Source organism: Cryobacterium gelidum (assembly GCF_004403985.1).
In the GTDB taxonomy this organism is placed as follows: Bacteria; Actinomycetota; Actinomycetes; order Actinomycetales; family Microbacteriaceae; genus Cryobacterium; species Cryobacterium gelidum.
In genome coordinates this window covers 13,153-24,556 of the sequence record NZ_SOHL01000027.1, presented here as the reverse complement: position 1 = coordinate 24,556, position 11,404 = coordinate 13,153, and the positions used below count along the sequence as shown (strand labels likewise).

The 11,404-nt window shown below is 61.2% G+C and carries 10 protein-coding genes; 2 read left to right on the top strand and 8 right to left on the bottom strand.

Going from position 1 to position 11,404, the window contains the following annotated elements:
- Nucleotides 1-11 precede the first annotated feature (11 nt).
- A complete protein-coding gene (locus E3T50_RS13260) occupies nt 12-1,196 on the top strand; it encodes a thiolase family protein (RefSeq protein WP_134552523.1) in 1,185 nt (394 codons plus the stop codon).
- Between the two features lie 462 nt (nt 1,197-1,658).
- Here the strand turns inward: E3T50_RS13260 and E3T50_RS13255 are convergent, their stop codons facing one another.
- The 8 genes from E3T50_RS13255 to E3T50_RS13220 form a co-directional block, all read right to left on the bottom strand.
- Nucleotides 1,659-2,591: a cytochrome b/b6 domain-containing protein gene (locus E3T50_RS13255; protein ID WP_134552521.1), complete on the bottom strand. Its 933-nt coding sequence runs from the start codon at nt 2,589-2,591 to the stop codon at nt 1,659-1,661.
- The gene (locus E3T50_RS13250; protein WP_241990919.1) at nt 2,588-3,562 is read right to left on the bottom strand and encodes an electron transfer flavoprotein subunit alpha/FixB family protein; all 975 of its coding nucleotides are present in this window, start codon (nt 3,560-3,562) and stop codon (nt 2,588-2,590) included. The genes E3T50_RS13255 and E3T50_RS13250 overlap by 4 nt, the downstream gene beginning before the upstream one ends.
- A 37-nt stretch (nt 3,563-3,599) precedes the next feature.
- Nucleotides 3,600-4,457, bottom strand: a complete 858-nt coding sequence (locus E3T50_RS13245; protein WP_338145364.1) for an electron transfer flavoprotein subunit beta/FixA family protein — start codon at nt 4,455-4,457, stop codon at nt 3,600-3,602.
- Between the two features lie 65 nt (nt 4,458-4,522).
- Nucleotides 4,523-5,716 (bottom strand): acetyl-CoA C-acetyltransferase, encoded by a 1,194-nt coding sequence (locus E3T50_RS13240; protein ID WP_134552517.1) that lies wholly within the window; start codon nt 5,714-5,716, stop codon nt 4,523-4,525.
- The gene (locus E3T50_RS13235; RefSeq protein ID WP_134552515.1) at nt 5,709-6,602 is read right to left on the bottom strand and encodes an acyl-CoA dehydrogenase family protein; all 894 of its coding nucleotides are present in this window, start codon (nt 6,600-6,602) and stop codon (nt 5,709-5,711) included. The genes E3T50_RS13240 and E3T50_RS13235 overlap by 8 nt, the downstream gene beginning before the upstream one ends.
- Nucleotides 6,599-7,750 carry an acyl-CoA dehydrogenase family protein gene (locus tag E3T50_RS13230; RefSeq protein ID WP_198417990.1) on the bottom strand — a complete coding sequence of 384 codons (1,152 nt, stop codon included), beginning with the start codon at nt 7,748-7,750 and terminating at the stop codon, nt 6,599-6,601. Before E3T50_RS13230 ends, E3T50_RS13235 begins: the two co-directional genes overlap by 4 nt.
- 88 nt (nt 7,751-7,838) lie before the next feature.
- A complete protein-coding gene (locus E3T50_RS13225; protein WP_134552513.1) occupies nt 7,839-8,669 on the bottom strand; it encodes a cyclase family protein in 831 nt (276 codons plus the stop codon).
- On the bottom strand, nt 8,666-9,754 hold the full coding sequence (locus E3T50_RS13220; RefSeq protein ID WP_166784300.1) for an MBL fold metallo-hydrolase: 1,089 nt from the start codon (nt 9,752-9,754) through the stop codon (nt 8,666-8,668). The genes E3T50_RS13225 and E3T50_RS13220 overlap by 4 nt, the downstream gene beginning before the upstream one ends.
- Before the next feature lie 296 nt (nt 9,755-10,050).
- On the opposite strand from E3T50_RS13220, the gene E3T50_RS13215 reads away from it, so the two are divergent.
- Complete coding sequence (locus E3T50_RS13215) at nt 10,051-11,301, top strand: ABC transporter substrate-binding protein (protein WP_166784299.1); 1,251 nt, start codon at nt 10,051-10,053, stop codon at nt 11,299-11,301.
- Nucleotides 11,302-11,404 lie beyond the last annotated feature (103 nt).

The window sequence follows — 11,404 nt, the reverse complement described above, 5'->3', positions numbered from 1 at the left end:
CAGGAGAGAACATGGCAGAGGCCTACCTCGTTGGAGGAGCACGAACGCCCGTCGGTCGTTATGGTGGGGTGCTGGCGGGGGTGCGTCCGGATGACCTCGCGGCGATCGTGGTGGCGGAGGCGGTGCGTCGTGCCGGGATCGATCCGGCCCTGATTGACGACATCATTTTCGGCGCTGCCACGCAGGCCGGGGAGGACAACCGTAATGTGGCGCGGATGGCGGCTCTCCTGGCCGGTCTGCCCGATCATGTGCCGGGGATCACGGTCAATCGCCTGTGTGCGTCGGGTTTGTCGGCGATCACGATGGCGGCGCAGGCCATTCGCGCCGGCGATGCCGACCTGATGGTGGCCGGCGGTGTGGAGTCGATGACGCGGGCGCCCTGGGTTCAGGGTAAGCCGGACCGGGCGTGGGCGAAGCCCGGTGCGCAGTTCGATACGTCCATCGGGTGGCGTTTCATCAACCCGAAGTTGGCGGCGCGGGATAAGGCCACGTTTTCGATGTCGGAAACGGCGGAGGAGGTCGCTCGCATCGACGGCATCACCCGTGATGAGGCGGATGCCTTCGCCCTGCGCAGTCAGCAGCGCGCGGCGGCGGCGATTGATGCCGGTCATTTCGTGGACGAGATCGTCGGCGTGCCGATGAAGGCCGGCGAGGTGCTCGTGGATGAGGGACCGCGGCGGGATACGAGCCTGGAGGGGCTCGCCGGGCTGCGCACGATCGTCCGTGGCGGTTCTGTCGTGACGGCCGGGAATGCCAGTTCGCTCAATGACGGGGCTTCGGCGGTCGTGGTGGCGAGCGGCGAGGCGGTGAAGCGTTATGGCCTCATTCCTCGCGCCCGCATCGTGTTCGGCGCCAGCGTGGGTCTCGCGCCGGAGATCATGGGGCTGGGTCCGGTTGCGGCTACCCAGAAGGTGCTCGCTCGCACGGGACTGCGGGTGGAGGACCTGGGCGCGATCGAGCTGAACGAGGCCTTCGCTACCCAGTCGCTGGCGTGCATCCGGCGCCTCGGCCTTGACGACGAGATCGTGAACCGCGACGGCGGCGCGATAGCCCTCGGGCATCCGCTCGGATCGAGTGGGGCGCGACTCGTCGTTACCCTCCTCGGACGCATGGAACGTGAAAACGCCCGGCATGGCCTCGCCACGATGTGTGTGGGCGTCGGCCAGGGCTCGGCCTTGATCCTGGAGCGTGTCTGATGACCACAATCGGACTCGGACTCGCCGCGACGAGAACCTTCAGTTCTCCAGAGGTTTGGCTACAGTAACTCCGCTTCTGAGGCGGAAGCCCGACGCAAGGGCCGGCTGTCTTCGAGGCCGGCCTGAATTGCCTCAACAGCATCTCCCACGTCACCTCAGACGCTAACTGACTGGCATCTTTGGGTTTCTTCCCTCCGATGGTGGGATTCTGCGTTCTGGCGGTTCGCCCGAGGCGGGTAGCCGCATCGTGAACTGTGCAGGGTTCGGCGGCCTTCATGAGGTGGTCGCCGGCCTGTCCCTCTGTCGTTCCCAATCCGTCGCACTCCTGACGCATTCCGCGACCGGTTCGCCATAAGTAAGTCGTTGGATTGATGAACATAACCGCGCTGCTGACCGACTGCGTTCGCAGGTCGGGCTCGCCGTGATCGGTCACTTCGCCCAGGCAAGCCCGGAAAATTGCTGCTAGCGAGAAACTGTTCCGGTCCATGCGGCAACGGAGCGCAGCACGAGAGGTGTCGCTGCGAACCAAGCCGCAATCATGACCACCAGTGATCCTGCGAAAATCCAGAACCCCAACCACGTTGTGTTGTCCTGTGAGGCATACATGTGATTGAGGTTGCGCAGCGCACCTGTTGCGAGCACGAGTGTCACGTGAAGGATCGTGAACCCGGCGAACCAGAGCATGACGGGAAAATGAATTGCTCTGGCCATCGCCAGGGGGAACGCGGCGTTGATTCTTCGGGCACGTTGTGGCCAGGCTGAAGACATCCGGAGCCCGGTTGCGATCGCCAGGGGCGCGGCGACGAAGATTGTCGCCGAGTAGCTCAGAAGCTGAAGACTGTTGTAATTGACCCAGCCGTTGTCAGTGGGCCAATTCAGCGATAAATACTGAATGCCCACGGAAACAGCGTTCGGAAAGACGTCCCAACCCAGGGGGACAACTCTCATCCATTGGCCGGTGACGACGAGCAAAACAATGAAGACAATACCGTTGAGAATCCAGAGGAAGTCCAGGCTGAGGTGTAGCCACAGCATGATGCTGACTCTTTGCGGTGCCGATTTCGTGCGGAAGATACCGGAATTGCGTCTGGTCCAATAGGCCGCGGGTCGACGCTCGGTGCGTACCTGCCATCCCGATCGAATGATCAGCAGGATGAAGAAGGCATTGAAGAAATGTTGCCACCCCAACCAGACCGGCAGGCCCACCGGAGCGTTGGCGGGTAAGGCGGAATGCCCGGGGTAAGTCTGCATGAAAGAACGCACCTCGGGTACGTCGCGCACGGCCTGGGCACCGAGAACTGCTGCGAGTAGAAGGAGGACGCCCAGCAGCGCTGACCCGGCGACCTTGACCCATCGGCGGCGTACCGGCTCCCGCACCTTCAGGGAGGAGCTCAATGCCGGAACCGATGCAGGGCTTCAATGGTCTGCGGAATGACCGTGAAGATATCACCCACGATGCCGAAGTCGGTGAAGTCGAAAATGGGGGCGTCGGGATCTTTGTTCACGGCCACGATGACCTTGGCCGTTTGCATTCCGGCCAGATGCTGAATTGCTCCGGAGATGCCCAGGGCGATGTAGAGCTGGGGTGACACGATGGTTCCGGTCTGGCCCACCTGCAGAGAATGCGTGATGTACCCGGCATCCACTGCGGCGCGTGAGGCGCCCACGGCTGCTCCGAGAGCGTCGGCGAGTTGCTCAACGAGGAGGAAGTCTTCCTTCGAGCCGACACCGCGTCCGCCGGAAACCACGGTTGCGGCCCCACGAAGGTCGGGCCGGCCCGAGTCGGTGGGTGCTTCCGTTCGGGATGTGATCGTGGCGGCGGCAACGCTTGTGAGGGACAAGGTGATGGTGATCAGATCGGGAGTGTGGGCCGTGACCTCCTCGTCGATCGAGCCCTGTCGGAGCGTTATGACAGCCGGCCCGCCGTGGATGGACGACTCGACGTCGAAGGCTCCTCCGAAAACGGAGTTGCGGGCGACCACTCTGTCGTTGACGAGCGTGATGTCTATGGCATCGATTGTGAGGCCTCCACCGATTCTGACCGCGAGTCTTCCCGCAATCTCACGGCCTTCGACGGAGTTCGTCACGAGCACAGCGGCTGAGGTCTCGAAGTGGGAGAACGCTGCCGCGAGGGACTCCACTGCAGGAGTCGCCAACAGGGAATCGGTCTGGGTCGACTCCGCGATGAAGACATGGTGAGCTCCGAGATCGCCAAGCTGTTTCACGTGTTCGCTGTGGTCGCCCGGCGTGGTGCTGAGGACGGCGACGGGAGTTCCGAGTCGCGTCGCGGCGGCAAGCAGCATCTTCGCGCTTCCGCGAATCTCTCCCGACGGGGACACTTCAATCAAGGTCAGTGCAGTCGACACGGTGTCATTCCTTATGTTTGATCGAGGTTTGGCGGGGTTAGACGAAGCGCCCGGCGGCAAGGAACTCTGCCAGTTCGACGCCGGCATTTCCCGAGTCGACAATCTTGATGCCAGCGGTGCGTGCGGGGCGACGCGTGACGGTCGTTATCGTCGATCGGCCGGTTGATCCGAATGAGGTTTCCGGGTTGATGCTCAAGTCTGAGAGGGAGAGGGTTGCCAAGGGCTTCTTCTTCGCCTTCAGGAGGCCCTTGAAACTGGGAAAGCGAGCGTCAGGGGATTGTTCCGTCACCGAGACGATGGCAGGAAGCCGTGCTGTCACGGTGAGGGTCCCGTAATCGGTTTCGCGTGAGCCGTTGACGACGTCAACGGCTATGTGGACCTCGGACAGCGATGTCAGGTGAGGCACCGATAAATGCTCTGCAACCATGGCAGGGATTACGCCCCCGCGGCCGTCGGTTGACTCGTTTCCTGCAATCACCATGTCGAAGCCCTCATGGGTGATGGCAGCAGCAAGCACGCTTGACGTCCATGTCACATCGGCACCGGCGAGGGCGTCGTCCAAAACGTGAACCGCCGAATCCGCGCCCATCGCAAGGCAGTGGCGCAGCGCAACCGCGGCGGAGGCGGGGCCCATGGTGAGAACGATGACTTCTGCGCCGGTCTCATCTTTGTGGCGGAGGGCAACCTCCAGGGACCGATCACTGATCTCGTCGATGATGTTGTCGGGTGCGGAACGATCCAGCGCCCCGGTCGCCGAATCGAGGGATCGTTCGCCCCAGGTGTCGGGAACCTGCTTCACGAGCACAATGATCTTCACGGGGCACTCTTCCTGCTGTTTGGAGGACGGATGATGATGAGATGCTCGTTGTTCAGGGACAAGAAGCTTGTTCTCCATTGAACACCACGTATGTCGAGAAATCAATCAATCGTTTGTTTTGTTCTCACGCTTTTGAAAAGTTGTCAGGACAGCCGCTCGATGACCATGGCCATGCCCTGGCCGCCCGCAACGCACATCGTCTCCAGACCGAATTGCTTGTCATGCCACTGCAATGAGTGGATGAGCGTGGTCGTGATCCGCGCGCCGGTCATCCCGTAGGGATGACCGATGGCGATGGCCCCACCGTTAACGTTCACCTTTTCGAGCGGGATGTCCAGCTCTCGGTAGGAAGGGATGACCTGCGCGGCGAAGGCTTCGTTGATCTCTACGAGATCCAGGTCCTGGGCGCTGAGTCCAGCGAGGGCCAACGCTTTCTTGCTCGCCTCGACGGGGCCGAGGCCCATGATCTCGGGGGAAAGCGCGGAGACGGCCGTTGAGACTATCCGCGCGAGGGGCGTCAGGTTCAGTTCTTTTGCCCGCTGAGCACTCATGATGACGAGGGCCGCCGCCCCGTCGTTCAGACCGCAGCAATTACCAGCCGTGACAGATCCACCCTCGCGGAAGACGGGTTCCAACCCGGCTAGTTTCTCCATCGTCGTGCCGGGACGCGGTCCGTCGTCGCGGCTGACGACGGTGCCGTTCGGAAGCGTGATGGGTGTGATGTCGAGGTCCCAGAAGCCAGATAGACGCGCCTGCTCTGTCAGCGCCTGGCTCCGAAAGGCGTACTCGTCCATTTCCCGGCGCGAAACGCCTCGAATGCCCGCGATGTTCTCGGCTGTCGTTCCCATGTCGACAAATGCATTGGGCATGTCCCCGGTGATCCTGGGGTCAACCCAATCTCCGGACTGCGGTGTTCCGGAGGTGAAGGCACTGTTGCCGTACTGAGGGTCGTCTGGGTTTCCGTCGCGGATGCGGGAGACCATCTCGACGCCGGCGGAGATGAGCACATTGGCTTCACCCGCTTTGATGGCGTGCATGGCCATGCGCGTCGTTTGCAGGCTGGACGCGCAGAACCTATTGACCGTCGTGCCGGGGATGTCATCGTAGCCCATCAAAAGCGGAACAATTCGGCCGAGGTTGGCGCCCTGTTCCCCACCGGGGAGGCCGCAGCCGAGGAGGAAATCCTCGACGGTGGCAGGGTCGAGCTCGGGGATCTGGGCCAGAGCGGCGATCGTGATCTGCGCGGTGAGGTCATCGCCGCGGATCTCGGTCAGCGATCCCTTGAAGGCGCGACCAATCGGCGATCGAGCCGTGGCGACGATGACGGCTTCAGGCATGGTCACCGAGCCCCGTGACCATTTCTCGCAGGGTGATGAGGTGGCGCAAATAGAAGTGAAGACCCATCTCCCAGGTGAATCCGATGCCTCCGTGAACTTGAATCGCCAGCTCGACAGCGCGGATGCTGAGGTCGAGCGAGTAGACAGCACTGCGATGAGCGTTGGTGGGGTCCAGGCTGCCCCAGACGGCGGCGGTTTCCGCCTGTTCGGCGTCCATGTGGGCATTCGACAGGTGGTGTTTGACGGCCTGGAACGAGCCGATGGGCTTACCGAACTGCATGCGCTGCTTGGCGTACGTCACGGCATCGGCCACGGCGCGTTTGGCGATACCGCTGCCCTCCGCAGCCCACACGACAGATATTTCACGGGCGGCTTCCGCAGTGAACGTTGTGATGTGCGATGAGTGGGCGGCTCGCAGACTGGGAGCGAAAATGTCACTGGTGAGGCTCTGCACGGCAACGAGGGAGCTCGTGTCGGAGGTGAAATCGGCGACCATGTGCATGTGCGCGATATGGCCGAAAGGCACCATTCCGGTGCCGGCCGCGAGAGCCTGTGTGGGGATGCTGAAGGTGACGGGACCATCGTGCTCGGCTGCGCGGGCGGAGTGGCGCTTCGCCATGATCGTGGTCAGCAGAGGGAGCTGAACGGTGATTTCTCCCCAGGCCTTGGCGATTTCCACAAGGTCGCGAAGGGTCGCGGACTCGTCGTCCTCGGTGACGCCGACAAGGTCCCAGCCGGCATCAGAAATGTCGCTCCAGGCGAGGGGAGACTGCCCTTCGATATAAGAGGAGATGTTCGCCTGGTCCGTGGCCTTGACGAGGGCTGAACGGATCGCCCCGGCGGCAAGCAGACCGATCTCGCCCGGACGCGTGGTGAGAAGTGTCATCGTGGCAACCCCAATACTCGTTCGCTGATAATGTTTCGCTGGATTTCATTGCTTCCCGAATAGATTGAGGAGGCGCGGGTTTCGAGATACTGCAGACGCCAGTGATCCGATGTTTCGGGGGTCATGTTCTCGAGTCCGAGAATGGAGGTTTCTTGCCACAGCTCGCTCCACAGCAGCTTCAAAATGGATGTCGCCCGGAAGAAATCCGGTGAGTCGAGCTCAAGGTCAACCGCTTTGGAGACCTGCCAGTGGACCAGTTCGACCCGAATGTCCAACTCGTCGAGTTGCTTTCGCAGGTCTGGCCGGTCACCGAGCGTCGCGAGCAGGAGATCCATGTCGGAGCGAATCTCGACATAGCGGCTTGTCGCTTCGACGCCTCCGCGTTCATTCATCAGGGTCGTCATGGCGACTTTCCACCCTGACCCTTCCGTGGAGACCCGGTCGGCGTCGGAGACAAAGACGTCATCGAACTGGACCTCGGCAAAGTGTGTCAGTCCGGAGGCTTGTTTGATCGGGCTGATGTTCACGCCGGGCTGCTTCATGTCCAGCAGGAACATGGTGAGATTCTTGTGGCGGGGCGCGCTCGGATCCGTCTGGGCCAGAAGGAGGCAACGATGGGCCATCTTGGCGAAGCTGGTCCAGGTCTTCCGGCCCGAGATGAGATATCCGCCGTCGACTTTGACGGCTCGGCAAGATACGCCGGCGAGGTCTGATCCGGCATTGGGCTCGGAGAATCCCTGGCACCAGATTTCATCCCCGTTGAGGATCTTCGGCAGGAAGCGCGCAAGTTGCTCATCCGTTCCGTGGCCGATCAGGCTGGGTGCCGTCAGGATGCGGCCGATGCGGGCCAGCCCGTCGGGAGCCTGAGCCTGGGCGGCGAGATCGTGAAAGATGACCTCTTCAACCATGGAGAGCCCCTGGCCACCGAATTCCTTAGGCAGGGAGAGTCCGGCAAACCCGCCGCGGTGAAGCTGACGGTCCCACTCGTGTCGGATTTCGTCTGTTTCCTTCTCGCTCAGGCTGCCTCTGTTTTCCCTCCAACGCGCGGGGACGTTCTCTTGGAGCCACACGCGGGCGGCGCTGGTGAACACTTCCCTCGCATTGCGCTCTTGTGTGGTGGGCATTTGCACTCCTTTTAATTCAGCCAAACGATTGTTTGAATATTACACCCGGATTTTCCCCCGTGCCTAGTGCTGCGGAGAAACCTGGGAAATTGTTCGGCCCTGACGGTTATGGTTATTGCGGAACAATCGCGAGAGGCCGAATGGGGGAGCCGGTTCCTCCGCCGATGCGCAGTGGTGTTGCGATGAATGTGAATTCAGAAACGCCTGCCTTGCCCAGTTCTTCGAGGTCCATGGACTCCATGATGGGAATTCCCATTTCAACCAGGTTGTGAACGTGCACGGGCAGGTTGATGATGGCGGAAGAAGGCTTGTGCTCGTAGTTCATGGTGTCGGATCCCGTTGCGAGAATGCTTTTCGCACTGAGCCATTGAGCGCCCTCGAGGGTTACTCCGGGCAGTCCCGTTGAAAGCCCGATGTAGCGTTCGGAATCCGCCCAGTACTTCATCCAACCCGTGCGGATGAGCACGATTGATCCGGGGGCGGGGATCGTGCGACCGGTGAACCACTGCTCCAGTTCCCTGGGGCCGAAGCTGTCGGCCGGGGTGAGGTCGCGACCAAAGAGCTCAGGGCCGTTGACAAGGTAGCCCGGCCCAATGATTGGTGGCATCTCCTCGATGCTGCCGGCGTCGAGGCCGCCCAGCCCTTCGGCGCCCATGAGCACGTCGCGACACCCAAAGGTCATGCCGTCTTTCGACACATGACCGAGGGCGTCAATGTGCGTGCCGACGTGTGCGCCCATGGCGATCATCTCCATCGCGGCAGAGACGCCGTCACGATATCCGTGCCCGCCATGCGTTTTGGCCATGGCGAAAGAGTAGGGCGGATGGTGAGGGTGTCGAGCCATACCGTTTTCCAGACGTACCGCAAGGTCGAAGACGCGAACTCGTCCTTTCAGCGTGATGTCGAGTTCGGTATCGAGAAATGATCCGGACCAGTGGGTCATGGGGTGGTCTCCGTTTCGGTAGTAGGGAGGAAACGAGAGATCTCGATTTCCTCGGTGAGAGTGGTCGTGAAATATATTCTTCCGTCGGTGACAACCCGACTCAAGTGTCCCCAGGCCAGCAGGAGATGGGCGTAGGCAACGACGCGCGACACAACGAATCCGAACCAAGTCGAACCGGGGTCGGATCGGCTCAGCTGGGGAACCAGTTCCCCGGCGGACTGAGGTTCGTGGGCCGCCTTCAGTAATCGGTTGCAGACCTCGGTGTGTTTCGTCGCCTGTCTGGCGAGCGCGGCGGCAACGCCCCTGAAGGGCTCCTCGTGTCCGGGGAGGATGAGGGTGTCTTCGGGGATGGACCGTCGGATGAGGTTCATGGATGCAATGAACCCAGCGTAGGGATTTGCGTCGGGCTGGTCGGACATGACGGCGACGGGCGGCACGAGCCGGTCCGACAGTTGATCTCCACAGATGAATATGTGGTCTTCGGAGCAGTGCAGGCCAGATGCAAGAGGGGAGTGCCCGGATAGCGGGAGGATTTGAAACGTCCGTTTCCCCACTTTCACCGGATCACGAGGTCCGATCGGAATATAGGTTTCGGGAAGGGGGGAGATCAGGGACATGTTCTGAAAGCCTTCAGCAAGCCATCGGTCAAGCACCGGGAGGGCGGCGCCATGGGCCAGCAGGTAACTCCGCTCCCGGGCGTCGCGAGCTTGCCGTGGCTGATCCGCCTGACTCGCTCCGCGCTGGTGCTCCTCGTCACTGATTAGCAGAGTTGCTCCGGTGCGGCGAGCGAGCCAGCCGGCCATTCCGAGGTGATCGTTGTGCCAGTGCGTGACAAGAATACGAGTGATCGGCTTGGACGCCAGCGGTCCGGAGATGAGGGAAAGCCAACTCTCTCGGCTGGCCGTGCTGTCGACTCCGGTGTCGACAACGAGCCAAGCGTCACCGTCGTCAAGAACATAGATGTTGACGTGGTGAGGGGCGTAGTGAAGGGGAAGGCGCCCCCAAAAGATCCCGGGAGCGATCTGGGTGAGTTCGCCGTCGCGGGGCACAGCAAAGATGTTGGGCGCAGATTCTGTGTCATGCACGGATCCTCCTGAAGTGATGGCGTGAGAGATAGCTTGACCCAGCGATGCACTATCCGTCAATCGTTTGTTTGATTAAGTGCTGAGTCTGCCGGTTCGCCTGGCCCGAGATTACCGGAAAAGAATTTTCTTGACTCCTATAGAAGGGGGTGGTAGAAAATTAATCGACCAATCGTTTGCTTGAGCGAATGGATGGTTGTCGCTTCACCCACAGCATCCCCACCCGTAGGGAAATGAGCGACGTGACTCAAGCCTCGCGGTTCTGCCCGCACCACATTTCAGCTCAAGGAGGAGCTCAATTGATCAATTTCCGTATATCCACCCAGAAGCTGGGGGTCGTGGCTGCTGTCGCCGTTGCCGCCCTCATGCTGTCCGCTTGTAGCTCCGGTTCCGCCGCCGATGGCAGCGCGTCCGTGGCTGGCGCAGCGGCCGGCACCCCCATCAAGACCGTTACGGTGGCTGCCGCCGACTGGAACGGCCCGACGTACGAGAACATCTTCGTGGCCGCGAAGGCATACGAAAAATGGATCAACGACCAGGGTGGTATCGCCGGACACCCGCTCGAAGTCACTGTGTGCGATGACAAGGGTGACCCTACGCTCACCGCCGCTTGTGCGCGTGACGCAATCGCCGCGGGTGCAATCGCTGATGTGGGTTCATTCAGCTACAACGCATACGTCAACGTCCCTATCTATAGTGCCGCGAGCATGGCCATCCTAGGCGCGTGCTGCAACCTTGCCGCCGCTGAATACACGAGTCCGAATACATTTCAGATGGGCAACAACCCGGTGCTGAACCCCGCCGGTGTTGCTCGTGCGGTTCAGGACGGGTGCGAGGACATCGCGGTTCTTGAGCTAGACATCCCGGGCGTCACCGACGACACGAACATCATTTTCAGCAATATCGCCAAGGCGTACGGCTACGAGAAGGAACTCAAATTCATTCGCGTTCCCCTCACCGCCACGGACTACAGTTCCGTTGTCGCCCAGGCCACTGACGGCACTGACTGCATCAGTATGTTCCTCGGAGAGAACAACATCTCGGGCATGATGGCGCCGTTCGCTCAGTCCGGCGGAACGCAGACTCTGTACGGAGCACAGGGAAACCTCAACGCCGTTTCGACCAAAGGATATGAAGAGCTTGCCGGCGTCAAGAACAGCGTTGTCACCGGCGCTTACATGCCTTTGAACGACGCCGTCTGGGATGACTTCCGTGGAGCACTCAAGGCCAACGACGCCCCCGACACGTTCGACTACAGCTCGCTGGGAGCCTTGTCAGCTTGGTCTGGATACAGCGCCTTCACACAGATCGCCGAGTCGATCACAGGGGACATCACGCCGGAGAGCTTCCTCGCCGCCGCTTCGACAACCGTTGTAGACAACGGCGGCATGACCCCTGTCATCGACTTCTCCAAGACTTGGGATGCCTTCGACGGCCAGTACGCACGGGCCTTCAGCCGGCAGGTTACTTACATGAAGCTCGACGGCACTCCTGTTGACGGTGGCGGATGGATTGACCTTTCCGCGCCCATGCAGGGACTGGCACCGTAACGCGCCGGACATCGTTTGCCGATGAACCGGCGAACGACAAGTTTTAACGAAACATAGCCACGGGGCCTTCGCTCGGAGTCGATTAGTCAGAAATGACTACTTC

What these genes read in the sequence shown, in the direction of transcription:
- E3T50_RS13260 (WP_134552523.1), top strand. Translation starts at nt 12, where the DNA reads ATGGCAGAGGCCTACCTCGTTGGAGGAGCACGAACGCCCGTCGGTCGT.
- E3T50_RS13245 (WP_338145364.1), bottom strand. Translation starts at nt 4,457, where the DNA reads ATGGAGAACAAGCTTCTTGTCCCTGAACAACGAGCATCTCATCATCAT.
- E3T50_RS13240 (WP_134552517.1), bottom strand. Translation starts at nt 5,716, where the DNA reads ATGCCTGAAGCCGTCATCGTCGCCACGGCTCGATCGCCGATTGGTCGC.
- E3T50_RS13235 (WP_134552515.1), bottom strand. Translation starts at nt 6,602, where the DNA reads ATGACACTTCTCACCACGCGTCCGGGCGAGATCGGTCTGCTTGCCGCC.
- E3T50_RS13225 (WP_134552513.1), bottom strand. Translation starts at nt 8,669, where the DNA reads ATGACCCACTGGTCCGGATCATTTCTCGATACCGAACTCGACATCACG.